General features: G+C 68.8%; 18 protein-coding genes and 1 riboswitch. Of the genes, 7 read left to right on the plus strand and 11 right to left on the minus strand.

What is annotated here, in order from left to right:
• Window positions 1-56: 56 nt before the first annotated feature.
• Window positions 57-2,144 (plus strand): hypothetical protein, encoded by a 2,088-nt coding sequence (locus LRS03_RS10910; RefSeq protein ID WP_257825451.1) that lies wholly within the window; start codon window positions 57-59, stop codon window positions 2,142-2,144.
• Window positions 2,145-2,162: 18 nt separating this feature from the next.
• Here LRS03_RS10910 and eda read toward each other — a convergent pair whose 3' ends face one another.
• From eda to LRS03_RS10930, 4 genes are all read right to left on the minus strand, one after another.
• Window positions 2,163-2,786: a bifunctional 4-hydroxy-2-oxoglutarate aldolase/2-dehydro-3-deoxy-phosphogluconate aldolase gene (eda, locus tag LRS03_RS10915; protein ID WP_257825452.1), complete on the minus strand. Its 624-nt coding sequence runs from the start codon at window positions 2,784-2,786 to the stop codon at window positions 2,163-2,165.
• A gap of 25 nt (window positions 2,787-2,811) precedes the next feature.
• Entirely contained in the window at window positions 2,812-4,626 is a 1,815-nt protein-coding gene (edd, locus tag LRS03_RS10920; RefSeq protein ID WP_257825453.1) for a phosphogluconate dehydratase, read from the minus strand.
• A 67-nt stretch (window positions 4,627-4,693) separates the two neighbouring features.
• A complete protein-coding gene (locus LRS03_RS10925) occupies window positions 4,694-5,473 on the minus strand; it encodes an AsmA-like C-terminal region-containing protein (protein WP_257825454.1) in 780 nt (259 codons plus the stop codon).
• Window positions 5,474-5,502: 29 nt separating this feature from the next.
• A complete protein-coding gene (locus LRS03_RS10930; RefSeq protein ID WP_257825455.1) occupies window positions 5,503-6,774 on the minus strand; it encodes an AsmA family protein in 1,272 nt (423 codons plus the stop codon).
• 170 nt (window positions 6,775-6,944) lie between these two features.
• Between LRS03_RS10930 and LRS03_RS10935 the strand changes: the two genes are divergently transcribed.
• Together LRS03_RS10935 and LRS03_RS10940 are read left to right on the plus strand one after the other, a co-directional pair.
• Window positions 6,945-7,865, plus strand: coding sequence for a hypothetical protein (locus LRS03_RS10935; protein ID WP_257825456.1), 921 nt, complete (start codon window positions 6,945-6,947; stop codon window positions 7,863-7,865).
• 43 nt (window positions 7,866-7,908) lie between these two features.
• The gene (locus tag LRS03_RS10940; RefSeq protein ID WP_257825457.1) at window positions 7,909-8,526 is read left to right on the plus strand and encodes a gamma-glutamylcyclotransferase; all 618 of its coding nucleotides are present in this window, start codon (window positions 7,909-7,911) and stop codon (window positions 8,524-8,526) included.
• A 36-nt stretch (window positions 8,527-8,562) separates the two neighbouring features.
• Here the strand turns inward: LRS03_RS10940 and LRS03_RS10945 are convergent, their stop codons facing one another.
• From LRS03_RS10945 to LRS03_RS10955, 3 genes are all read right to left on the minus strand, one after another.
• On the minus strand, window positions 8,563-9,186 hold the full coding sequence (locus tag LRS03_RS10945) for a nucleotidyltransferase family protein (protein WP_257825458.1): 624 nt from the start codon (window positions 9,184-9,186) through the stop codon (window positions 8,563-8,565).
• Between the two features lie 87 nt (window positions 9,187-9,273).
• Complete coding sequence (locus LRS03_RS10950) at window positions 9,274-11,553, minus strand: xanthine dehydrogenase family protein molybdopterin-binding subunit (RefSeq protein ID WP_257825459.1); 2,280 nt, start codon at window positions 11,551-11,553, stop codon at window positions 9,274-9,276.
• A 13-nt stretch (window positions 11,554-11,566) separates the two neighbouring features.
• Complete coding sequence (locus LRS03_RS10955) at window positions 11,567-12,025, minus strand: (2Fe-2S)-binding protein (RefSeq protein WP_257825460.1); 459 nt, start codon at window positions 12,023-12,025, stop codon at window positions 11,567-11,569.
• A gap of 77 nt (window positions 12,026-12,102) precedes the next feature.
• Between LRS03_RS10955 and pdxH the strand changes: the two genes are divergently transcribed.
• Entirely contained in the window at window positions 12,103-12,744 is a 642-nt protein-coding gene (pdxH, locus tag LRS03_RS10960) for a pyridoxamine 5'-phosphate oxidase (RefSeq protein WP_257825461.1), read from the plus strand.
• Window positions 12,745-12,748: 4 nt separating this feature from the next.
• On the opposite strand, the gene LRS03_RS10965 is transcribed toward pdxH, so the two are convergent.
• The 3 genes from LRS03_RS10965 to LRS03_RS10975 form a co-directional block, all read right to left on the minus strand.
• Window positions 12,749-15,766, minus strand: a complete 3,018-nt coding sequence (locus LRS03_RS10965) for a PAS domain-containing protein (protein WP_257825462.1) — start codon at window positions 15,764-15,766, stop codon at window positions 12,749-12,751.
• A 161-nt stretch (window positions 15,767-15,927) separates the two neighbouring features.
• Window positions 15,928-16,467, minus strand: a complete 540-nt coding sequence (gene msrA / locus LRS03_RS10970; protein ID WP_257825463.1) for a peptide-methionine (S)-S-oxide reductase MsrA — start codon at window positions 16,465-16,467, stop codon at window positions 15,928-15,930.
• A 138-nt stretch (window positions 16,468-16,605) separates the two neighbouring features.
• The gene (locus LRS03_RS10975; RefSeq protein WP_257825464.1) at window positions 16,606-18,579 is read right to left on the minus strand and encodes a TonB-dependent receptor family protein; all 1,974 of its coding nucleotides are present in this window, start codon (window positions 18,577-18,579) and stop codon (window positions 16,606-16,608) included.
• Window positions 18,580-18,775: 196 nt separating this feature from the next.
• Between LRS03_RS10975 and LRS03_RS10980 the strand changes: the two genes are divergently transcribed.
• Window positions 18,776-19,588, plus strand: a complete 813-nt coding sequence (locus LRS03_RS10980) for a YdcF family protein (protein ID WP_257825465.1) — start codon at window positions 18,776-18,778, stop codon at window positions 19,586-19,588.
• Window positions 19,589-19,800: 212 nt separating this feature from the next.
• Here LRS03_RS10980 and LRS03_RS10985 read toward each other — a convergent pair whose 3' ends face one another.
• Window positions 19,801-21,360: a UbiD family decarboxylase domain-containing protein gene (locus LRS03_RS10985; protein ID WP_257825466.1), complete on the minus strand. Its 1,560-nt coding sequence runs from the start codon at window positions 21,358-21,360 to the stop codon at window positions 19,801-19,803.
• Between the two features lie 244 nt (window positions 21,361-21,604).
• On the opposite strand from LRS03_RS10985, the gene LRS03_RS10990 reads away from it, so the two are divergent.
• Complete coding sequence (locus tag LRS03_RS10990) at window positions 21,605-22,504, plus strand: lytic transglycosylase domain-containing protein (protein WP_257825467.1); 900 nt, start codon at window positions 21,605-21,607, stop codon at window positions 22,502-22,504.
• Between the two features lie 56 nt (window positions 22,505-22,560).
• Window positions 22,561-22,686: riboswitch (ZMP/ZTP riboswitch) on the plus strand.
• Between the two features lie 57 nt (window positions 22,687-22,743).
• Entirely contained in the window at window positions 22,744-23,994 is a 1,251-nt protein-coding gene (glyA, locus tag LRS03_RS10995; RefSeq protein ID WP_257825468.1) for a serine hydroxymethyltransferase, read from the plus strand.
• Window positions 23,995-24,006: the final 12 nt, after the last annotated feature.

Below are 24,006 nucleotides of genomic sequence, written 5' to 3' on the forward strand. Positions count from 1 at the left end.
GAGCGCCCGGCATTTCATTCGTCTGGATGACGCGCCGGCCCACCGCGCTGCCTAGCATGACCTCCAACGATGCCATCGACGGAGGACCCCATGCGGCAACGCCCTTTCACCCCCCTGTGCGCCGACTGGCGCTGACCCTCGCGGCAGCCGCCGCCATCGCCATCATCTCTGCCTGCGGTGGCGGCGATGACGGCGGCGGCGGGCGCCCGCCGGCCAGCAAGCTCGGCGGCGTAGCCGCCACGGGCGCGCCGTTCACAGAGTCGGTGGTGCGGGTGTACGACCGCAGCGGCACGCTCGTCGGCACCAGCGCGCCGGTCGGCCGCGACGGCCAGTGGGAGCTGACGCTCAACGAGGGCGCACAGGCCCCCTTCGTCGCCGTCGCCTCGCGCACCGAAGCGACCGGCGAAACGCAATCGCTGGTGAGTGTGCTCGACACCGCGCCCGCCGCCGGCACCACCACGCGCCTCAACCTCAGCCCGGTCACGACGCTCGTCGCCACACGCCTGAGCCCCTCGGGCCAACCGCTTGCGCTGGCGAGCGAAGTGGGCAGCAACACGGCCACCGTGACGGCGCAGACCCTCGGCGACAAGCTCGCCGAAGTGCGCACGTTGCTCGCGCCCTACCTCACCGCCGCCGGCCAGACGGCCTTCGATCCTTTGCGTGGCGTGTTCGTCGTCGACGGCACCGGCTTCGACCAGCTGCTGGACTCGCTGTACGTGACGATCACGCCCACCGGCAGCACCGGCGCCAATGTGGAGGTGGGTCTGCGCGCGAGCAGCGCCGGCGCGGCGCTCACGCCGTTGCGCTTCGACAGCACCCAGCCGTTGGCCGACATCGTGGCCGCCAACAGCGCGGCGCTCAATACGCCGGTCGATCCGGCCGCGCTGGTGCCGGCCGGCACCGCCGTGCAAATCAGCGACCTGATGACACGTGCCACCGCCTGCTACGCCCTGCCGCTCGCAGAGCGCGTGGCCAGCGGCGGCACGACGGCGGCACAGGTCATCGCACCCGCCTGCCGTTCGCTCTTCGTCGGCGACGACCCGGCCAGCTACCTCAGCAACGGCAGCGTCGTCAGCGCAACCGGCTCGTTCTCCGGCCTCTTCAACAACGGCGCCACCGGGATCGTGTTCGACCAGGGCACCTACGAGTTCGCCCGCAACAACGGCGACCTGGTGGTGGGCTATCGGTCGCGTGCCGTGAGCGGCGCCACCACCTACGACTCGCTGGTGGTGCGGCGCGAAGGCGCATCGCTCAAGCTGATCGGCAACCAGTACGCCTACAGCGGCGGCGTCACCGCGTACCACCAGTACCGCGTGTTCCCGACGCTCGCGCAGTCGGGCTTCAACTACCACAGCAGCGCCTACAACCTGCAGGTGAACAACACCACCGCGGGCGGTGTGCCCATCTTCGACCGGGTGGAGGTGCAGACGCCCTTCGGCACCACGCTGGTGTTGCGGCCCAGCGCCGGCGGCGGCGCGCTCAACCTCGTGCGCTCGAACGGCACGGTGAGCGGCACCAGCCTGCTGCGTGTGGCCTCGGCGTTCGAGTCGGCAGCCACGCCGGGCTCGCCGTCGACGCTCGACACCGGCCTCGTCTTCTCGTCCCCACAGCTCAGCGATGCGGAGGTGGCGGCCATCCCGGCACAGTCGGTCTGGCGCTTCCGCTACTACCTGGCCAGCGACCCCACCACGCTCGCGGCCGAACAGGCCTACCGCACACGCTCGCGTGCGTTGACCATCGCCGAGTTCCGCACCCGGCCGCTGGCGCGCCTGCCGGCCAGCACCCTCGCCACGATGGAAAGCACGGCGCTGGCGAGCGGTGTGCTGGCGCTCGGTGCCGGGCCGGTGGCCGTCAGCTGGGAAGTCCCCGCCGGCGCATTGCCGCCGGTGAACCTCACGCTCTTCGGCGTGCGCTCGGTGGCGGGCACCCCCAACCAGTCGTTCAACGATGGCGCCACCGTGTCATCGGTGGCCCGCAGCGGGGTCATCAACTGCAGCCTCGCCACCGTCAACGACCTGCACTGCAACGGCACGGGCCCCGGCTTCGCGCCCAACACCTACCAGACCGGCCTGCACCTCTACAGCACCGACAGCGCCGGCCGCGGCTTCAACGCGCACTACGCCACCTACGACCTCACGCCGTGAGGTGACACGGGGCGAGGCTCAGGCCCGCAGCGCCTGCGCCTCGCGTGCGAGCTGGGTGATGCGGGCCCAGTCTCGCGCGGCCACCGCGGCCGCGGGCGTGAGCCACGAGCCGCCGCAGACCGGCACGTTGGGCAGCGAGAGGAACTGCGGCGCGGTCTCGGGCGTGATGCCGCCGGTGGGGCAGAACTTCACGTCGGCGAACGGGCCGGCCAGGGCCTTCAGCATCGGGATGCCGCCCGCCGCAGTGGCGGGGAAGAACTTGAGGAAGTCGTAGCCGTCGAGGTTGGCCTGCATCACCTCGCTGCCGGTGGCCACGCCCGGCAAGAGCGGCAGGCCGATCTCGCGGCAGGCCTGGCCGACGAGGCTCAGGTAGCCCGGGCTCACCGCGAACCGGCAACCGGCACTCAGCGCGGCCTTCGCGTCGGCCACGTTGCGCACCGTGCCGGCGCCGACGATGGCCTCGGGCACCTTCTTCGCAATCGCCTCCATCGCGGCCAGCGCCACCGGGGTGCGCAGCGTCACCTCCAGCACTATCACGCCGCCGGCCACCAGCGCTTCGGCCAGCGGCACGGCGTCTTCCAGACGGTCGATGACGATGACCGGGATCACCGGGCCGTGGGATGCGAGTTCGAGTGTGTTCATGGGAGTGTGTCGTTCAAAGCCTGGTTCAAAGCCAAGTGATGGCGCCTTCTTCGGCGCTGCGCACGTTGCGGCGCATGCCGCCGAAGAGTTCGCGGCCCAGGCCGTGGGCGTTGTCGGCGCGGCGCTGCTCACTCATGGTCGCCAGCTCGCGCTGGGCCCAGGTCTCGGGGTCGACACGCGCTTCGAGCGTGCCGGCCACCGCGTCGAGGCGGATCACGTCACCATCGCGCACCTTGGCCAGCGGCCCACCGGCCATCGCCTCGGGGCTCACGTGGATGGCAGCCGGCACCTTGCCCGACGCACCGCTCATGCGGCCATCGGTCACCAGCGCCACCTTGAAGCCCTGCCCCTGCAGCACGCCCAGCGGCGGCGTGAGCTTGTGCAGCTCGGGCATGCCATTGGCCTGCGGACCCTGGAAGCGCACCACCGCGACGAAATCGCGCTGCAGCGTGCCGGCCTTGAAGGCATTGAGCAGCGACTCCTGGTCGTCGAACACGATGGCCGGCGCTTCGATGACGTGGTTGGCCTCGGGCACGGCCGACACCTTGATCACCGAACGGCCGAGGTTGCCGTCGAGCAGCTTCAGGCCGCCGGTGGCGCTGAAGGGCTCGCTTGCGTGGCGCAGGATGCTGTCGTCGCCGCTCTCGGCCGGCAGATCGCGCCACACCAGTCGCTCACCGTCCATCGCGGGCACACGGGTGAAGTCACGCAGGCCGCCCTCTCTCGTGGTCATCACGTCGCCGTGCAGCAGGCCTGCATCGAGCAGCTCGCGCAGCACGAAGCCCGGGCCACCGGCGGCCTGGAACTGGTTCACGTCGGCGCTGCCGTTGGGGTACACGCGCGCCAGCAGCGGCACCACGTGCGACAGCTCGGAGAAATCGGTCCAGTCGATCAGGATGCCCGCGGCACGCGCCACCGCCACCCAGTGGATCAGGTGGTTGGTCGAGCCGCCGGTCGCCAGCAGCGCTACCAGCGCGTTGACGATCACCCGCTCGTCGACCACACGCCCGATGGGCGTGCGGCGCTCGCCCTGCGAAATGGCCAGCACCTGGCGCACCGCCTGGCGCGTGAGCTGCTCGCGCAGGCCGTCGTGGGGGTTGATGAAGGCGGTGCCGGGCACATGCAGGCCCATCGCCTCCATCAGCATCTGGTTGCTGTTGGCCGTGCCGTAGAAGGTGCAGGTGCCGGGGCCGTGGTAGGCCGCCGATTCGGCTTTCAGAAGTTCGTCGCGCCCGACGAGACCTTGCGCGAACTGCTCGCGCACCTTGGCCTTGGCGCTGTTGGAGAGGCCGCTCGTCATCGGCCCGGCGGGCACGAAGACACACGGCAGGTGCCCGAAATGCAGGGCGCCGATCAGGAGGCCCGGCACGATCTTGTCGCACACGCCGAGCAGCAGGGCCGCGTCGAACACATCGTGCGTGAGCGACACCGCGGTGCTCATCGCGATGGTGTCGCGCGAGAAGAGGCTCAACTCCATGCCGGGCAGGCCCTGCGTCACCCCATCGCACATGGCCGGCACGCCGCCCGCCACCTGCGCGGTGGCGCCGAGGCGATGCGCTTCGTCGCGGATCAGGTCGGGGTAGGTGGCGAGCGGCTGGTGCGCCGAGAGCATGTCGTTGTAGGCGTTGACGATGCCGATGTTGGGCGCCCGCTCGGCCACGATGCGCAGCTTGTCGGCACCGGGCATGGCGGCAAACGCGTGGGCGACGTTCGCGCAACCCATGCGCTCGGCGCCGCGGGGGCGCGAACCCCAGGTTTCCACACGCTGCAGGTAGGCGCTGCGCAAGGAGGCGCTGCGCTCGCGGATGCGCTGGGTGACGGCGAGGACGGCTGGTTTCATCGGAGACTGGGTTTGTAACTCGGTGCCAGATTATCAAGTAACCAAATTACAAGTCAACGCATCGTGGTTACTTCCCCTTCTTCGGCTCGGCCGGTGAGGTGCCCGTGCGGGCCGCCTCGCGCGCCCGGGCCACCAGCTCGTTGCAGCTGTCGCCTTCATCGTTTTCGCCCCGGTCGAAGAGCGGCAGCACCGCGGCAATCGGGTTCACCAGCGCCAGCAACGCAGCGCCCGCCACGCGCCGCGCGAGCGGTGCCTTCTCGATCGAGATGCTGGGCGCATTGAACTGGCCCCGCACGTGGATCGGCGTGCGCAGCGCCAGCGGGCTGAAGTCCTTGGGCGAGACGGTGGCCTTCAGGTCGAGCTGCTCGTCCTTCATCGACACGCTGCCCTCGGCCCACACGGTGGAGTCGGGGGTGTCGACGACGAAGGTGCGTGTTTTCAGCACGCCCTTGTCGGCCTGCAGGTCGGCGAGTGCACAGCTCACGGGCAGTAGCTGGTCGCCCTTCACCAGCACACCCAGGGCCTGCGCGATGTCGAGGCCCGCCGCTTCGATCGCGAGGTGGGAGATGCGGCCCTGGCGCAAGGTGGTGGCCACCGTGCCGTCGAGGCTGCCGAGGATCTGCGCGGTCGAGCGACCGCGGCCTTCGAGCTTGGCGTGACCGACGAGCTTGCCGCTCACGAAGGGCGGCTTGCCGTCGGAGCGCTCCTGCTTGAGCCACTGCTCCAGCTTCACGCCCGACCAGCGCAGGTCGGCGTTCCACAGCGCCACGTCGCGCGTGCCGTCGAGCGCCACGTTGCCGCGCAGGCTGCCGTCGGCGGTGGTGGCCACAAGGTCGTCGAGCCGCAACTTGCCGTCCCTCAGGGTGAGGCGGGTCTTCAGTGGTTGCAGCGGCAGGGCGAAGAGATCCCCGAAGTTCCAACACGGTCGAAGGCCATCTGCACATCGGCATTCATCGCGCGCAGTGAGGGCAGGTCGAATTCCTTGTCGGGCAGCACCCGCGCTGCGGCCGGCGCCTGGGTCTTCGCAGGAGGGGCCGGCGAGGCGCCGGGCTCGCCGCCGATGGTGGGCGCGAGATCGGCAAGGAGCAGGCGCGGGCTCGTGACCCTGCCGGTGAGCAGCGGCACGGGCTGGCCCATGTCGTAGGTGAAGTCGCCCTTGAGCTTGGTCGACCCCACCGTCGCGTCGTCGGCGGCGACCTTCCAGACCTTGCCATCCTTGTTGATGCGACCGGCGAGCACGAAGGCGCCGGTGGTGGGCAAGGTGACGCCCAGCGGGTCACCCGCCGCGGCGAGCGAGGGGCCGCTGACGCGGAACTGCCCGGCAAGGTCGGACAACCTGAAGATGTCGGTCACGGTGCCATTGAAGGTGAGGCTGGCCTTGTTGGCCTTGAGCTCCAGCACCACCGGCACCGAGGGCGCGTGGGTGTCGCTGCGCAGCAGCGGCGTGACACCCGCCGTGCGCAGGTTGGCCGACAGCCTGGCAGGACCGTAGGTGCCCTCGGCACTGGCGATGAGCCCGCGAAGCGCCACGGGCAGTGGCTGCGACCCTTGCGACGGCGGCGCCTGCACGCCGGCCGCGCCCTCCGCGAGCGCAAGCCTGGCGACGATGTCGGCCTTCAGCGGCTCGTCGACATAGGTCAGCTGCCCTTCGTTCACACGCAACTCGCGCACGGTCGGGAAGGCATTGGGCTGCCCTTCCTTTTCCTCACTGGGCTTTTGCAGGTTGCCGAACACCCACGAGGCACGGCCGTCGGCCATGCGCTCGGCGTGCACCATCAGGTTGTCAGCGCGCAGCAGGTCGATGTCGAGCGGCGCACCTTTCTTGGCGCGCCACAGATCGCCGTACGACAGATGCATCTCGGCGTTGCGGGCCCGCAGGAAGAACGGGCGCCTGCTCCACTCGGGCGCGCCGATCTGCAGGTGCGGCACGTCGACCTTCAGCCCGCCGAAAAAGCGCACCGTGGCGCGGGAGCTGTCGTTTCCGAGTTGCACCTCTCGCCCGAGGGTGCGGCCCAGCACGCGCTCCACCGGCTTGGCGAGGAATGGCCAGCCGGCCCATTCGCAGGCCGCCACGCCGACGACGAGCGCGCCGATAACGGCCGCTGCCACGGCCCAGCCTCTGCTGATGCGCCGTGGGGAAGAGGTCATCGCGTCGCTCCTTGGTGGGGTGGACCAACCTTAGGACGCCGCGTGTGCAGGCCGTATCAGCCCCGGCCGGCACTCGCTGTGGGGCATCTCCTACGGGTCGGTGCACGCAGCGCCCGGCAGCGCTAGTAGACTGGCCTGCGTCGCATGCTGCGAGCACTTGTCGAGCCTCCATGCCCGAACGCGCTGATCCTCCTGCCGCCAGTCCTGCATCCACAAACGCCTCACTGCCGGGGGTGCGCTCGCTCGACATTGCCGCGATCGGTCTGGATGCACGCGACCGCGCGGTGCTGGTGTCCATGACACGCCTGCTCGACGGCCAGTCGGGCCTGCGCCTGCGCTGGGTCGAAGACGCCAACGCCTGCACCACGCTGTTCGTGCCACACGACTGGTCGCACTACGTCGCGCCGCCCCGCGTGCTGGTGCGCCTGACACCCCGCGACACCAAAGCGGCCGATTCACCACGCGGGCTGGCGGTGGCCTCACCGGTGCGCGTCAACGGCATGACCGAAGTGCTGGAAGCGGCCGCCGCGTTGTATGACCTGGCGCGCAGTGCGGTGCAGCGCGAACATGCCCGCATGGCCCTGCACGCGCTGCGTGACCTCCTGGTCGGCGCGCTGCTCGCCGGCGAGCGCCGGCGCACCCTGCTTGGCGTGGGCGGCGGGCACGCCCTGGTGGTCGACTTCCGCACCGGCGAGATCAGCAGTTCGTTGCCGCAGGCCGAACTGCTGCAGCGGCCACTGCAGCTCGCCGAGCCACAGCGCGCGCCAGACACGACGCCATGGCCGGGCGAGAGCCACCCACTGCGGGTGTCGACCTTGTTGTGGGGGCTGACGCACACGCTGATCGACCAGGGCGTCTCGCCCCGCACGATCAACGGTCGCTACCAGCTCAAAGGCGCGCCGGAGCCCGCCGCCCTCACCCGCCCGAGTGCCCCGCGGCTGGTGGCGGCGTGGACGCAGCGCGCGATGGGCGTCGGCGAAGCGGCAGCGGCCAGCGGCCTGTCGGCATTCGAGGTGCTCTGGTTCCTGAGCACCGCCCTCGCGCTGGGCATCGCGGTGCCCGCGGGCGAAGCGGAGGCCAGTGCCCCGTGAGGCTTCGCAGAGGTCAGCACGGGCTGTGGAGTCGTTGCCTGCCATGAACCTCGCCCCGCCTTTGCGCCCGCTGTCACCCGAGCGCGAACCGGCCCGCCTGCTGGAGCAGGTGCGCGCGACCTGGGGCGGGCGTGGCGACCTCTGGGTGTTCGGCTACGCCTCGCTGATCTGGCGGCCCGAGTTCGAGTCGACCGAACAACGCCTCGCACGCGTGCACGGGTGGCACCGGGCGCTGGAGATGCAGTCGCGCATCAACCGCGGCACGCCCGAACGGCCGGGCCTGGTGTTTGCGCTCGTGGGCGGCGGCTCTTGCCGCGGCATGGTCTATCGCATCGCCCGCAACCGGGTGGACGACGAGCTGCCACGCCTGTGGGCACGCGAGATGCCCAACAGCGTCTACGACCCACGCTGGCTCGCCTGCCAGACCGCCAGCGGCACGGTCACCGCGCTCGGCTTCACGCTCAGCCGGGAAAGTCCCAACTACACCGGCCCGATCGACGACGCCCATCTGCTCAGAGTGCTGCGCCACGCCAGCGGCCGCTATGGCACCACGCTGGCCTACGTGCTGGAGACGGCGCAGGCGCTCAGGGCCCATGGCATCCACGACCGGAAGATCGAGCGCGTGGTGGCGCTCGCACGCCAGCATGCGCTGACCGATTGAGCGAGGCTGGGTGCCGGCAGCAGCGCGGCGGTTGGATCAGCGTGCTTCGCGAACCTGCATCTCGCGCTGCGCGACACGCACACGGGCGAGATCGTCTTCGGTGTCGACGTCGAGCAGCACGCCCGGGTCATCGACCTCCACCCCCATTGCCGGGTAGCGCGCGAGAAGCCGGCGAGCACCTTCATCGCCGGTGAGCATCACGAGTTCGGAGTAAAGCTCGGCCGAGAAGCCAACCGGGTGGCCGCGCAGCCCTCGGTGCTGGGCGTATGCAATGGCATGGCTGTCCAGTTCGGCAGCCACCTGGCGCAATGTTGAGGTCTGGACCATCGGCATGTCGGCCGGCAGGAGGAGCCAGCCCGAAGCGTCGGAGCGCGCCGCCACACCGGCAGCGATGGAGTAGCCCATCCCCAGCGCCTGGGCGGCCGGCGAGCCGGCGGGGGGCAGCACCACCATGTCGCGCGTGGCAACGTGGCGGCCGACGGTTTCGGCCAGGGGCTCGGTGGTGACGACCAGCACCGGCATCTGCGTGGCCAGCGCGTTCGAGATCGTCGTCGCCAGCACCGTCGACGCGCCCAGCGTCTGCACCAGCTTGTGGTGCAGCCCCCGAAAGCGCGAGCCACGGCCTGCTGCCAACACCACCACTGCTGGCCGTGACTTCATGCGGCCTTACTCCCAATGCTGGCGGCTCCACTGCGGTCCGCCTGCATCAAGAATCGGATTTCGGCCCTTCAAACGATAGTGGGGGCTTCACTTAAGGCCTTCCCCGTAAGGCATTTTGAGTAAGTCGACAGCCCCATACAAGAACCAACTCAGCTCGAATGGCAGCGTGCGCAGGGGTTTGCCGGTGAGGCGCGCGATGGCATTGGCGAACGCCGGTGCCAAGGGGGGCAGGCCCGGTTCCCCCATCCCGGTCGGGGCTTCCGTGCTCGGCACGATGTGCACCGAAATGGACGGCATCTGCGGCATGCGCGCGACCGTGTAGTCGCCGAAGTTGCTCTGCTGCACCACGCCGTCTTTCAGCGTGATGGCCGCACCGGGCAAGGTGGTGCCCAGCGCCATCAAGGCCGCACCCTGCACCTGCGCCTCGATGGCCAGCGGGTTCACCGCGGTGCCGCACGACACGCCGGCGGTCACCTTGTGCAGCACCGGCTGCCCGTCGCGCACCGAAGCCTCGACCACATACGCCACGACCGAGCCGAACGACTCGTGCACCGCCACCCCGAAGGCATGGCCTTTGGGCAGCTTGCGGCCATAACCCGACTTGTCGACCGCCAGGTCGAGTGCCGCAAGATGGTGCTTGTGCGCGTCGCCCAGCAGCTGGCGTCGGTAGGCCACCGGGTCCTGCCCGGTGCTGCGTGCGATCTCGTCGACCAAGGTCTCCATCACGAACGCCGTGTGGGTATGCCCTACGGAACGCCACCACAACACCGGCACGTTGACCTTGGGGTGATGGATCTGCAGCGCCAGCGGCAGCTGGTAGGGCGTGTCGGCCACCCCCTCGACCATCACGCTGTCGACGCCGTTCTTCACCATGAAGGCCTCGAAGGGCGTGCCCATCAGGATGGACTGGCCGACGATGGTGTGGCTCCACCCGAGCACCTGGCCTTTGTCGTCGAAGCCGATCTCGGCACGGTGCACATGCATCGGCCGGTAGTAGCCGCCGCGGATGTCGTCTTCCCGGCTCCAAACGATCTTGAGCGGCCCCGAGTGGCCGGCGAGCCGCCACGCGTCGGCGACACGTGCCGCTTCGACGAGATAGTCGGAGCTCGGCACCGCACGCCGGCCGAAGCCACCGCCTGCCATCGCGGTGGTGAGCTGCACGTCCTGCGGCTTGAGCTTGAGCACGGCGGCCACGGCGCCCTGGTCGATGGTCTGGAACTGCGAGCCGGCGGTGATCTTGCAGGTGCGCCCGTCGAAGTCGATCAGGCAGTTGAGCGGCTCCATCGGCGCATGCGCGAGGTAGGGGAAGCTGAAGACGGCGCTGATCTTCTTCGGCGCCGAGGCGAGCTTCGACAGATCGGCCTCGCGCACCTTGGTGCCGGGCTTGCCCGCCAGCTCGCGGTACTGCGCAAGCTGCTTCTGCGAGTCGACCTTCTCGACGCCGTTGCTGTTCCACACCACCTGCAGCGCATCGCGGCCCATCTTGGCGGGCCAGTAGCCGTCGGCGATCACGGCAAGACCCGTTGCGCCGCGGTCGAGCGCCACTTCCATCACTTCGACCACACCCTTCACCGCACGCGCCTTGCCAGCATCGAAGCTCGTCACCTTGGCGCCGAACACCGGCGGACGCAGAAGCAACACGGTCTTCGCGCCGGCCACGTGGGTGTCGATGCCGAACTGCTGCTCGCCGGTCACCTTGGCCCGCGCATCGAGTCGGCCGATCGGCTTGCCGATGAGCTTGAAGTCTTTCGCGTTCTTGAGCGTGACCGTCTCGGGCACCGGCTGCTTCATCGCGTCGGCCGCCAGTTCGCCGAAGGTCGCGCGCCTGCCGCCCGCGGTGACCACACCGTTTGACACGCGGCAGGTCGACGGCGCCACCCCGAAGCGCTGCGCCGCGGCGCCCACGAGCATCGCGCGGGCCCGCGCGCCGAGCTGGCGGTATTGCTGCCACGAGTTGCGCACGGAGTTGGAGCCGCCGGTCATCTGGATGCCGAAGCCTGGGTCCTTGTAGGCATCGCCGGCGGGCGCGAGTTCGCCGCGCACCTTGGACCAATCGGCATCCATCTCTTCGGCCACGAGCATGGGCAGGCTGGTGATCACGCCCTGGCCGAAGTCGAGGCGGTTGACGAGCACGGTGAGCGTGCCGTCGGTGTCGATGCGCACGAAGGCGCTGGGCTGCTCGGTCGGCTTGAGCGCGGCCTTGGGCGCTGCCGGCGTTTGGGTCGTCGCTTGGGCGGCGGCATCGTCAGCCGCCGAGAACACGCCGAGCGCGAAGCCCGCACCGGCACCGAGCTTGAGGAAGTTGCGGCGGCCCACTGCGGTGGCCTGCTGCGCGCCGATGCGCGACATGAGGTGGTCGTAGTTCATCGTGGACTCTTCCTCAGGCCAGCGACTGGGCGGCGTCTTTGATCGCCGCACGGATGCGCGCGTAGGTGCCGCAGCGGCAGACGTTGCCGGCCATGGCGGCGTCGATGTCGGCATCTGTCGGCCGGCGCTTGGCCCTCAGCAGGCCCACCGCGCTCATGATCTGGCCGCTCTGGCAGTAGCCGCACTGCGCCACGTCGTGCTTGATCCACGCGGCCTGCACCGCGCGACCCACCTTGTCGTCGGCCATGGCTTCGATGGTGGTGATCTTCTGCGTGCCCACGGCCGAGATGGGCGTCACGCAGCTGCGCGTGGGCTGGCCGTCGATGTGCACGGTGCAGGCGCCGCACAGGGCGGCACCGCAGCCGAACTTGGTGCCGGTCAGCTGGAGGTTGTCGCGCAGTGCCCACAGCACCGGCGTGGAAGGATCGGCGACGACGTTCACCGTCTTGCCGTTGACGTTCAACTGGGTCATGGCCAAGGGTTCTCAGAGGAAAAAACGACGCAGAGGGTATACCGCTTTGCGCGCCCTGTGTTTCTATACTCACCCGCATGACGACGCAAAACATCGCCGACCTGCGCAAGAGCTACGAGCGAGCCGGAGCCGACGAGGAGGCCTCGCGCGAAGACCCGCTCGAGCAGTTCGGCCTGTGGCTGCAGCAGGCACTCGATGCGCAGGTGCCCGAGCCGAACGCGATGACGCTCGCGACCGTGGGCGAAGGCGGCCGCCCGTCGACGCGCATCGTGCTCATCAAGGGCTTCGATGCGCGCGGCATCGTCTGGTACACCAACTATGAAAGCCGCAAGGGCCGGGAGCTGGCGTCGCACCCGCAGGCGGCGCTGCAGTTCCACTGGGTCGAGCTGGAGCGTGTGGTGCGCATCGAGGGCCGTGTCGAGAAGACGAGCGCCGAAGAGTCCGATGCGTACTTCAACTCGCGCCCGCTCGACAACCGCCTGGGCGCCTGGGCCTCGCCGCAGAGCCAGGTGATCTCGTCGCGTGCCGTGCTGGTGGCCAACGCGGCCAAGGCCGCCGCACGTTATGCGCTGTCGCCGCCACGGCCACCGCACTGGGGCGGCTACCGGCTGGTGCCCGACACCTGGGAGTTCTGGCAGGGCCGCAAGTCTCGGCTGCACGATCGGCTGCGCTATCGGCTCGACGCCGGCCTCTGGGTCAGGGAACGACTCGCGCCTTGAGCGCTCAATGCGTCAGGTGCGACTGCGCGAGCCGCGTGAGGTTGCGCAGGAACGTATGGAAGTCGATCGGCTTCGTCCAGTAGTCGTCGAAGCCCGCCTGGCGCGCACGGTTCACGTCTTCGGGCATCGCATTCGCCGACAGCGCGACGATGGTCGTGTGCGAGAGCAGCGGCTCGGCCTTCAGGCGGCGCAGCACCTCGAAGCCGTCGATGTCGGGCAGCTGCATGTCGACCAGCACGACATGCGGCCCTTCGGCCACCGCACGGCTCACGCCTGAGAGACCGTCGACCGCCACGCTCAGGCTCACGTCGGGCCGCAGCGCCACCAGCTCCTGCACCAGCACCACGTTGACCGGGTTGTCTTCGATGTAGAGCACGTTGAGCCGCGCGCTGCTGGCCACGTCGTCGCCACCGAGGTCGGCATGGAAGGCGGTGTGCGGCTCGCGTTCGTCGACTTCGGGCGGCTGCTCCGCCGGCAGGGTGACCCGGAACTCGCTGCCGCGGCCGGGCTCGCTCGTCACCGTCAGGTCGCCGCCCATCAGGCGCACGAGGTGGTGCACGATGGCCAGGCCGATGCCGGTGCCCGGGATGGTGCCGCGCTCGGCGCCGAGCCGGTTGAAGGGCTGGAAGAGCTGCTGGCACTGCTCGGCCGTGAGGCCACGCCCGGTGTCACGCACCGAGAGCGTCCACGCCGGCTGGTCGCGGTGGGTGACGGCATCGCACGCGATCCACACCTGGCCCTGCGGCCGGTTGTACTTGATCGCGTTGCTGATGAGGTTGGACAGGATCTGCCGCACGCGCCGCGGGTCGGCGCGCACCCAGGCGCGCGGCGTCTGCGCGTGGATCTGCACCGACGCCTGCGAGGCCTGCAGCTGCGTCCACTGCAGCACGTCGTCGAGCGAGGCCTGCAGCGACACCGTCTCGTAGGTGAGCGGCAAGGCGTCTGACTCGATGGTGGCGAGATCGAGCACATCGTCGATCAGCGCGAGCAGGTGCAGGCCGGCAGAGTGGATGCGGTCGACCCGCTGGCGCTGCTGCGCGCTCAGGCGATCGGCCAGGTCGTTGGTCAGCAGCTGGGAAAAACCGAGCACCGCATTGAGCGGCGTGCGCAGCTCGTGGCTCATGCGTGCGAGGAACTGGCTCTTGGCCGCACTCGCCTGCACCGCCGCCGCCTTCTCGCGCAGCGCCTGCTCGGCGCGGCGGCGCTCGGTGATGTCCCAGGTGACGCCGAGCATGCGCTCGGGGTCGCCGTGCGCGTCGCGCTTGACGAGGCCGCGGGTGGCGAGCCAGCGGATCGATCCGTCGGGGAAGACGACGCGGAACTCGTTCTCGTAGCTGTCGCCGTCTTTGCCGGCACGCGACTTGTTGCGGTTGATGTTCTCCAGGTCGTCGGGGTGGTAGGCGGCGTAGCGCATGTCGTCGGGCGGCGTCTCGGGGCCGACGGGCAGGCCGCGCAGGCGATACATCTGCGCGTCCCACTTGGCGCGGCCGGTGCGCAGGTCGCGCTCCCAGGTGCCGATGCCGGCCGACTCGGTGGCCAGGCGCGCACGCTCCTGCGTCTGGCGCAGCTCGGCCTGCGTGCGCTGCAGGTTGGTGATGTCGAGGTTGACCCCGAAGGCCAGCTCGCGGTTGCCCAGCACCTCGCGCCGCGACCACGAGGCCACCCAGCGCACCGCGCCGTTGGGCCGCACGATGCGGAACTCGGCGTGCAGGCCTTGCGGGCCGGTTCCGATGACCGGGCGGTGGTCGCGCGCGATGGCGCGGTCGTCGGGGTGCACCATCTGCAGCCAGGCCTCGTTGAAGGGCGGCGGCTGGTCGCGCGGGATGCCGTAGAGCCGATACATCTGCTCGTTCCATTCGATCTGGCGCGCCTCGATGTCATAGCTCCAGATGCCCACGCCCGCGGCGTTGGTCACGCGGTCGATGCGCAGCGCATAGGCCTTGGCACGCTCGCGCTCGGCGATCTCTTCGGTCATGTCGATCGTCACGCCCGACAGGCCGATGGCGTTGCCCCGCGCGTCGTATTCCGCCACACGCCTCGTGTAGAGGTTGCGGTAATGGCCGCTGCGATGCCGGTAGCGCGCCTCGACGTCGACCACACCGCGGGTGTTGATGGCCTCCTCAGCTGCGGCGACCACCGCCGCGCGGTCGTCGGGATGGATCAGCTCGCGCAACTGCTCGACCGTGAGCTGGTCGGCCACCGGGTCGAGCCCGAGCATGCGGTAGCCCCAGTCGCTGAAGTAGACACGCTGGTTGAGGAGGTCCAGGCGCCACAGCGCCACGGCGGCCAGGTCGACCGCGCGCACCCACAGCGCGGCGGTGGCCTCGCTGGTGCGCAGGCGGTCGGCGATCTCGGTCTCGTCGATCATGAGACCAGTGATGCGCGCCGGCACACCCTGCGGCCCGTTCTCGACTTCGCACAGCGCCCGCACGTCTTTCACGGCACCGGCGGGCGTAACGATGCGGTAGTGCGTCTCGTAGCGGCCGGCGGCCTGGGCGAATCGCGCGTACTCGGCCTGCAGGCGCTCGCGATCGTCGGGGTGCACGAGCTGCAGGTTGGCATCGGTGCGCGGCATGCCCGCCGCCGGGTCGAGCCCGAGGAACTCGTACATGTGCGCATCCCAGCGGCTGACGCCGGTGGCGAGGTCGCGCTCCCACGAGGCCATGCGGCTGAGCGTCTGCACCATGTCGAGCCGGTGCGTCAGGCGCTCCACCTCGGCCTGCGCGACATCGAGCCAGACCAGCCAGCCGCCGTCGAGCGGAACGGCGGTCCAGTTGAATTCGATGCCGGTGGCCGCCACGCCAGCACATCCATCGGTCTGGCCCGCATCCAGCCGCGCCCGCAGGTCAGCCGCAAACAGCGGCCAGTGCTGTTCGGGCAGTCCGCGCTGGGCGGCCCATGCGGTGGCCGCGGGGTTGAGTTGCCAGCCGTCCGCCTCGCCCCGCACATGCGGCTGCTGCGCTGCCGCAAGCCTCAGGGCGAGGCCGGGTGCGCGCCACCACAGTTGTTCGATGCCATCCATGCAGAGATGTCGCGGCCGCGCAGGCGAGCGACCGGTCACAAGCGGTAACGGCAGTCTATCGACCCCGCCCCCCTTCCTTCACAGGAGAACCACCGGGGGGAGCGAGGCCGTTGCCAAATCACGCACACCGCAACGAAGGGCGTGCGCGCGGGGGACAGGGTTCAGGCGGCTTTCACCCGGCTTGCGAAGGTCTTGCGGAATTTCTCGACCTTGGGCGCGACGACGAATGCGCAGTAGCCCTGGTTGGGGTGCTGGGCGAAGTAGTGCTGGTGGTAGTCCTCGGCCCGCGAGTAGTTGGCCAGCGGCAGCACCTCGGTCACGATGGGCGAGCGGTAGGTGTTGCTCGCGGCCATCTCGGCGATCACCTCGCGCGCCACCTTCTCCTGCTCGGGTGAATTGACGTAGATGCCCGAGCGGTACTGGGTGCCCACGTCGTTGCCCTGGCGGTTGAGCGTGGTCGGGTCGTGCACGACGAAAAAGATCTCGAGCAGCTCGCGCAGGCTGATCTGATCGGGGTCGAAGCTCACGCGCACGACTTCGTTGTGGCCGGTGTTGCCGGTGCAGACCTGCTCGTAGCTCGGGTTGATCACGTGGCCGTTCGAATAGCCCGACTCGACCGCGACCACGCCGCTCACGCGCTCGTAGACCGCTTCGGTGCACCAGAAGCAGCCGCCGCCCAGGGTGATGGTGTCCATGCTCATACCGCCTCCGTCGCATTGAGACGCCGATTCTGACAAGCCGGCCATTGCCTTGTCAGAAGGCGTGGCTTGCGCTCACGGCGAGCAGCCAGTGGCGCGGCAACGCCGGCTCGTAGAAACGACCGTTGGCCTCGTTGACGATCACCGAGCCGGCGTAGCGGCGGTCGGTGGCGTTGTCCAGGCGCAGGAGCTGGGTGAAGCGCCAGCTCCCCAGCGACTGGGCAAAGCCGGCGCGCAGGTTGAGCACGGTCGCAGGGGGGCGAACTCGGTGTTGCCATCGTTCACGGCGAGCGTGCCGGTGTGCACGACTTCCACGCCGGTGTTGAACCCGGCCCAGGCGGCCTTCGGTGCCCAGGCCAGCTCGGCGAAGGCCTGGCGCTCGGCGGCGCCGGGCAGGCGGCGGCCGTCTTCGAAGCGGGCGCGCAGCAGGTTGAGGCTCAGGGTGCTGCGCAGGCCGTTCGGCCACAGCGCCACGTGCATCAGCTCGAGCCCGCGGCGCTCGGTGGGCCCGGCGTTGCGGAAGGTGGAGCGTCCGCCGGAGTTGCTCTCGACCACGATCTCGTCCTTCGTGTCGATGTCGAAGACGGCCACGTCGAGCCGCTGCGCACCGTCGAGCTTCCATTTGGCGCCGAGTTCGCGATGCTGGCTGCTGGAAGCGCGCAGGTCGGTGTTGAGGCCGGTCGCACCGCCGCTGCGATAGGCCAGCTCATTGAAGGTCGGCGTCTCGTAGCCGCGGCCAGCGTTCAGGTAAAGCTTGAGGCTGGGCGACGCATGCCAGGTGATGCCGGCGACCGGGTTGACGCCGTTGTAGCGCACGCTGCCGCTGTCATCGGCATTGGCCGTGGTGAAGAAGTCGCGGGTGCGAAAGCGCACGTCGATGCTGCGCAGGCCGGCGGTCAAGGTCCAGTCGCGCAGCAGGTCGGCGCTGGCCTGCAGGTAGGCGTCGCGGTTGTCGACCACGTTGCGCTCGTTGCGCTTGAGCGCGCCTTCGACGCCGCCGTCGTTGATGTAGCCCTGGCGGCGGTCGCGCATGCGGTCGACCTCGATGCCGCCGGTGAGGCGCAGGGCGCGGCCTTCGTCCAGCGCCACGCGATGCGAGAGCTGTGCGCCCAGGCCGGAGTAACCCCGCTCGAAACGCACGATGCCGCCGCTGTGGGTGGCGGCGAGCTGGGGGCCGAGCGGGATGCTCAGCGCATTGAAGAGATTGCGTTCGCCAAGGTAGACGCGGCCGGTGAAGAGCGTGTCTTCGCTGAAGCGGTGCTCGAGCACGCTGCCGAGCTGGTTCTGGCGCACGGTCTTGCGCGAGTCCTGCGAGAGCGCGAGCGGTGCCACCTGGCGCGGGTTGGCGTCCATCTGGGCACGGGTGAGGCCGAGCGGGTCCTGGGTGTCGGGCTGGTCGAGCGCGTTGACCAGGACGCTCACATGCGTGTCGCGGGTGATGTCGCGCTGCCAGCGAGCATTGAACTGGCCACGGCGCGCGGCGCTGTGCTCGCGGTAGCCGTTGGTCTCGAAGCGCGAGGCGTCGAGCAGGATGCCGTCGCCGTCGGCGGTGGTGGTGCTGTATTTGACGCCCAGCTTGCGCTGGTCGTAGGGGCCGACGGCGGTGGTGACCGTGGCGGTCGGCTGCGCGACATCGTCTTCGCTGAAGACCTGGATCACGCCGCCGGCGGAATTGCCGTACAGCTGCGCCATCGGGCCGCGCAGCACCTCGATGCGGCCGGTGGACGCGAGCGAGACGTTCGACGCCTGCCCCTGGCCGTCGGGCATGGTGGCGGGAATGCCATCGACGATCACCTTCACGCCGCGGATGCCGAAGGTCGAGCGCGACCCGAAACCGCGAATGGACACCTGCAGGTCCTGCGCATAGTTCTGGCGGTTGAGCACCGTGAGGCCGGGCACGCGGTTGAGCGCCTCCGACAGGTTGACCTGCGGGCCGCCGCCCTCGATGACGTCGCGGCTCACGGCGGTGATCGCCGCAGGCACGTCGAAAGCGCTCTCGCGCACCCGTTGGCCGGTGATCACGACCGGGTCGAGCACGTTCGGCGTGCTTTGCGCACCGGCGGGGCTGATCGCAGCCAGCACGGGCAGAGCGGCCCAGATCACGGCACATCGCATGGAGAGGCTGTCCTTGGTTGCAAAGCGGGCGACTGTTCCATGCCGGCCCGCCAGCGTGAACCCCGGGCAAGCGAGGAATTTGTCACCGATCGTGCGCCATGTCGGCGCAAACACGGGGTGAGCCTTCACGCACGACCGGCAAAATTCCGCCCCGGGCCGAGGGAGCCCGCCCACTTCAACCAAGAAAGAGAACGGCATGAACGGCCTGCTGACCTTGCTCGGCATCGAATCCTGGAAACCCGTGATGACGGCATTGGTGATGCCACCACTGCCCTTCTTCCTGCTGCTGCTCGTTGGTGCGCGGCTGATCCTGCCGCGCCGCGGCCTGGGCTGGTTCGTGATCCTGTTCAGCCTGGCGGGCCTGTGGCTGAGCGCCTGCGCCGGCATGGGCCAGATGCTGATCCGGTTTGCACTCAAGCCACCAGCGGCCTACAGCGCCGAGGCGATCGCCGACCTGAAGGCGGCCGTGAAGGCGAAACAGCCAGTTGCCATCGTGGTGCTGGGCGGCGGTGCGGAACCGCTGGCACCGGAGTACGGCATCTCCAACCTCGCCCCTGGGTCGCTGGAACGATTGCGCTATGGCCTGTGGCTCAGCCGCGAGACCGGCGCGCCGGTGGCGTTCAGCGGCGGGGTCGGCTGGGCGCAGGCGAGCGATGCCAAGCCCGAGGCCGAAGTGGCCTCGCGCATCGCGTCAAGAGAATTCGGCCAGCCGCTCAAGTGGCAGGAAGACCGCTCGCGCGACACCCGCGAGAACGCCGGGCACACGGTGCAGCTGCTCAAGCGCGACGGCATCACCCGCATCGTGCTCGTCACCCACGGCTGGCACATGCCGCGAGCGCAGAAGATGTTTGAACAGGTCGCCGGGGGCTCGGTGAAGGTCGAACCGGCGCCGATGGGCCTGGCGCAGCACACGGTGAAGCCGGTGTTCGACTGGATCCCCACGCCGGGCGGCTACTACAAGGTGCATGCAGCGCTGCGCGAAATGCTGGCGCTGCTGGTGCGCGCCTGAGATTCGCCCCCCAAAAGCGAAGCCCCCTTCCAGTCTCGCGACGGAAGGGGGACGGATGGCTGACGCCATCGGTCGGGGCTCTGGAGGAAGTAGGTCCAGGGCTCCTATAGCGCAGTGACTGCGCCAGTGAGGATGCCTGCATGCAGGCCCATGAAAGCTAGATGACAGCCCGGCTCAGCGCCAAGTGAGATCGCCTATGACGCTGCGCCGCATCATTGAGATGGCTTCATCAGGCGATCGAAGAGGCCGGCGACGCGCTGCTCCACCTCGGCATCCATCTTGATGGTGCGCCCCCACTCGCGGCTGGTCTCTCCGGGCCACTTGTGGGTGGCGTCCAAGCCCATCTTGCCGCCCAGGCCGCTGACCGGCGAAGCGAAGTCGAGGTAATCGATCGGCGTGTGCTCGACCAGCGTGGTATCGCGCACCGGATCGACGCGGGTGGTGATGGCCCAGATCACGTCCTGCCAGCTGCGGATGTCGACGTCGTCATCGGTCACCACGATGAACTTGGTGTACATGAATTGGCGCAGAAAACTCCAGATGCCGAACATCAGCCGCTTCGCGTGGCCGGGGTAACTCTTCTTGATGCTGACGATCGCCATCCGGTAGCTGCAGCCTTCGGGCGGCAGATAGAAGTCGACGATCTCCGGAAATTGCTTCTGCAGGATGGGCACGAAGACTTCGTTCAGCGCGACGCCCAAAACGGCCGGTTCATCGGGCGGCTTGCCGGTGTAGGTGGAGTGGTAGATCGCGTCGCGCCGGCGCAGCAGGCGGCTCAGTTCGAACACTGGAAACCAGTCCTGCTCGTTGTAGTAGCCGGTGTGGTCGCCGAACGGGCCTTCGAGGGCGTGCAAGTAGCCGCCCACCTCCTTCAGCGGCACACCGTGCGGGCTGGTGCCGACGTAGCCGGGCGTGGCGGGCGGGATGTGGCCTTCGAGCACGATCTCGGCACCGGCCGGCGCCTGCAGCATCACGCCCTGATCGCCGACGGCGGTGTCGAACACCTCCGTGCGGCTGCCGCGGAGCAGGCCAGCGAACTGGTACTCGGAGAGCGTGTCGGGCACCGGCGTCACGGCGCCGAGGATGGTCGCCGGGTCGGCGCCCAGCGCGACGGCGATGGGGAACGGCTGGCCGGGCCGGGCCAGGGCGAAGTCGCGAAAGTCCAGCGCCCCGCCCCGATGCGCCAGCCAACGCATGATGACCTGGCGCGGGCCGATCACCTGCTGGCGGTAGATGCCGAGGTTCTGCCGCTTGCGGGCATTGGGACCACCTTGCGGCCCGCGCGTGATGACGAGGCCCCATGTGATCAGAGGCGCAATGTCGCCCGGCCAGCACAGTTGGATCGGCAGCGTCCCGAGGTCGATCTCGTCGCCGCTCAACACCTCTTCCATGCACGCGGCCTTGCCGACGACCGAGGGCTTCATGTCCCACAAGGCCTTGGCCACTTGTAACAAACGGCCGGTGTCTTTCAGGCCTTTCGGCGGCTCCGGCTCCTTCAGGCTGGCCAGCACCCGACCCACGTCCCGCAGCTCATTCACCTCGGTAGCCCCCATTCCAAGGGCCACTCGCTTGGGGGTACCGAAGAGGTTGGTCAAGGCAGAAAATTTGTAACCGCTGGGATGCTTGAACCACAGCGCCGGGCCACCCGAACGGAGCACCTTGTCACTGAGCGCTGTCATTTCAAGCCGCGCGGAGACTGGCTCGGCCACCTGCCGCAGCTCGCCGAGGCGCTCCAGCCCTGCCATGAAATCTCGCAGATCGCGATATTTCATACCGTATCGTTATAAAGAGTCATTTCTATATCCTTGACTGGTTATGACTCGGTCCAACAGAATCCGCGCCGCACCTGACGCAGATCAGGGATAACCCGCGCCGACAACCGGTTCAGCAACCCCGGAAGTCCCTAGGCGCCACGCTGCCTAATCCCGCTCGCCTCATGCCGCGGGATTATCACTGTCACATTCCTGGCCACAGGCTCAAGCCGGCGGGGGGTGAGACAGAGAAGAAAGGAGTGACATGACAGCGCTTCAGAATTTGCTCTCATCCCTGCAATCGGCTCGCAAGCGGGCTGCAGGTTCCACCACCGTTTTTCTCCGCGACGTGGGCCACGGCCTGCTCGAGGTGAGCCACAACACCCTGGCCCTGGTCGGGCTGCTGATCGTTGCCGTGCTGGTGTTCATGCTCAGCCACCGCGACATGCGCCAAAGCGTCGAACAAAAAGCCCTGAGCTGGCTGCAGGCCCGGCATGAGGCTCGCACTGCCGGCACGCTGGAGGCCCTGGCCGGCCTCAACGAGCCCGACGCCATCACCCGCGCCACCGCCAGCGACCCCCGCGAGCTGACCCGTCAACAGGCGGCTGTCGCCAGCTGGCTGTCGCGCCGCTACCGGGTGGCACCCGAGCCGGTGGCCCGCCTAGTGCAGGAAGCCTGGACCGTCGGGGCGAAAGCGAACCTGGAGCCGACGCTCATCTTGGCCATCATGGCCATCGAGTCCAGCTTCAACCCGTTCGCCCAGAGCCCGGTCGGCGCGCAAGGCCTGATGCAGGTGATGACCCGCGTGCACGACGACAAGTACGAACCCTTCGGTGGCAACCACGCCGCCTTCGACCCGGTGACCAACCTGCGCGTCGGTGTGCAGGTGCTGAAGGAGTGCATCTCGCGCGCCGGCAGCCTGGAAGCCGGCCTGCGTTACTACGTCGGCGCGGCGAACCTGCCCGATGACGGCGGCTATGCCAGCAAGGTGCTGGCCGAGCAGGAGCATCTGCGCCAGGTGGCGGCAGGCAAGAGCGTGTCCATCACGGCGCCGCTGATCCTCCCGACTCCGGTGACAGTGCCCGCCACCCTCACCGGTCCGGACGCGAAGCCGGTCTCGCCGGGCGAGAAATCGGCCACGGAACAGGTCGCGCTGGCCGGCTGATTCCCCGCGCGGAACCCTCAGGTGAACGTGGCAGGCGCGACCTGCCGCGCTACACTCCCCCGCTGCGCAACTGGCGATGGGGCCCCGGTCTGAAACCGCGGAGCCTGAGGTGGTGAACCACTGGGAAGCGCGGCCCGCTCCAGAGGATGGAGCCGGTTCCGCCGTGCGCCTGGGCAGCCCTGATGCCGCATCCCTGATGCGGCGATCGACGGGACACACCTGACCTAGAGGACTGCCACATGTTCGACCGCGCCAAATCCACCATTGCCTCCGTTGACCCTGAGATCTGGGCCGCCATCCAGAGCGAGAACCAGCGCCAGGAAGACCACATCGAGCTGATCGCCTCCGAGAACTACACCTCGCCGGCCGTCATGGCCGCCCAAGGCAGCCAGCTCACCAACAAGTACGCCGAGGGCTACCCCGGCAAGCGCTACTACGGCGGCTGCGAATACGTCGACGTGGTGGAGCAACTGGCGATTGACCGCCTGAAGCAGCTCTTCGGCGCCCAGTTCGCCAATGTGCAGGCCAACTCGGGCTCGCAGGCCAACCAGTCGGTCTTCTTCGGCCTGCTGCAGCCCGGCGACACCATCATGGGCATGAGCCTCTCCGAAGGTGGCCACCTGACCCACGGCATGCCGCTCAACATGAGCGGCAAGTGGTTCAAGGTGGTGAGTTACGGCCTCGACAAGAACGAAGCCATCGACTACGACGCGATGGAACGCCTGGCCCACGAGCACAAGCCGAAGCTGATCATCGCCGGCGCTTCCGCGTATGCACTGCGCATCGACTTCGAGCGCTTCGCCAAGGTCGCCAAGGCCATTGGCGCCTACTTCATGGTCGACATGGCGCACTACGCCGGCCTGATCGCCGCGGGGGTCTACCCCAACCCCGTGCCGTTTGCCGACGTCGTCACCTCCACCACCCACAAGAGCCTGCGCGGCCCGCGCGGCGGCGTGGTGCTGATGAACAACGAAGACATCGCCAAGAAGATCAACAGCGCGATCTTCCCCGGCATCCAGGGTGGCCCGCTGATGCACGTGATCGCCGGCAAGGCGGTGGCCTTCAAGGAAGCCCTCTCGCCCGAATTCAAGGCCTACCAGCAGCAGGTGGTGAAGAACGCCGCCGTGCTGGCCGACACACTCACGCAACGTGGCCTGCGCATCGTCTCGGGCCGCACCGAGAGCCACGTGATGCTGGTCGACCTGCGCCCGAAGAACCTGACGGGCAAGGAAGCCGAGGCCATCCTGGGCCAGGCCCACATGACGTGCAACAAGAACGGCATCCCGAACGACCCGCAAAAGCCGATGGTCACCAGCGGCATCCGCCTGGGTTCGCCGGCCTTCACCACCCGCGGCTTCAAGGAAGAGCAGGCCCGCATGACCGCCAACCTGATCGCCGACGTGCTGGACAAGCCGCACGATGAAGCGAACATCGCGGCAGTGCGGGCCAAGGTCACCGCCCTGACCCGCGAGTTTCCGGTCTACCGTTAAGCCGAGAAGGGG

The sequence above is a fragment of the Rhizobacter sp. J219 genome (genome assembly GCF_024700055.1).
Taxonomy (GTDB): domain Bacteria; phylum Pseudomonadota; class Gammaproteobacteria; order Burkholderiales; family Burkholderiaceae_C; genus Rhizobacter.

Coding starts and splice junctions, on each gene's coding strand:
- LRS03_RS10910 (WP_257825451.1), top strand. CDS start 57: ATGACCTCCAACGATGCCATCGACGGAGGACCCCATGCGGCAACGCCC.
- eda (WP_257825452.1), bottom strand. CDS start 2,786: ATGAACACACTCGAACTCGCATCCCACGGCCCGGTGATCCCGGTCATC.
- edd (WP_257825453.1), bottom strand. CDS start 4,626: ATGAAACCAGCCGTCCTCGCCGTCACCCAGCGCATCCGCGAGCGCAGC.
- LRS03_RS10930 (WP_257825455.1), bottom strand. CDS start 6,774: ATGACCTCTTCCCCACGGCGCATCAGCAGAGGCTGGGCCGTGGCAGCG.
- LRS03_RS10935 (WP_257825456.1), top strand. CDS start 6,945: ATGCCCGAACGCGCTGATCCTCCTGCCGCCAGTCCTGCATCCACAAAC.
- LRS03_RS10940 (WP_257825457.1), top strand. CDS start 7,909: ATGAACCTCGCCCCGCCTTTGCGCCCGCTGTCACCCGAGCGCGAACCG.
- LRS03_RS10945 (WP_257825458.1), bottom strand. CDS start 9,186: ATGAAGTCACGGCCAGCAGTGGTGGTGTTGGCAGCAGGCCGTGGCTCG.
- LRS03_RS10950 (WP_257825459.1), bottom strand. CDS start 11,553: ATGAACTACGACCACCTCATGTCGCGCATCGGCGCGCAGCAGGCCACC.
- LRS03_RS10955 (WP_257825460.1), bottom strand. CDS start 12,025: ATGACCCAGTTGAACGTCAACGGCAAGACGGTGAACGTCGTCGCCGAT.
- pdxH (WP_257825461.1), top strand. CDS start 12,103: ATGACGACGCAAAACATCGCCGACCTGCGCAAGAGCTACGAGCGAGCC.
- LRS03_RS10965 (WP_257825462.1), bottom strand. CDS start 15,766: ATGGATGGCATCGAACAACTGTGGTGGCGCGCACCCGGCCTCGCCCTG.
- msrA (WP_257825463.1), bottom strand. CDS start 16,467: ATGAGCATGGACACCATCACCCTGGGCGGCGGCTGCTTCTGGTGCACC.
- LRS03_RS10975 (WP_257825464.1), bottom strand. CDS start 18,579: ATGCGATGTGCCGTGATCTGGGCCGCTCTGCCCGTGCTGGCTGCGATC.
- LRS03_RS10980 (WP_257825465.1), top strand. CDS start 18,776: ATGAACGGCCTGCTGACCTTGCTCGGCATCGAATCCTGGAAACCCGTG.
- LRS03_RS10985 (WP_257825466.1), bottom strand. CDS start 21,360: ATGAAATATCGCGATCTGCGAGATTTCATGGCAGGGCTGGAGCGCCTC.
- LRS03_RS10990 (WP_257825467.1), top strand. CDS start 21,605: ATGACAGCGCTTCAGAATTTGCTCTCATCCCTGCAATCGGCTCGCAAG.
- glyA (WP_257825468.1), top strand. CDS start 22,744: ATGTTCGACCGCGCCAAATCCACCATTGCCTCCGTTGACCCTGAGATC.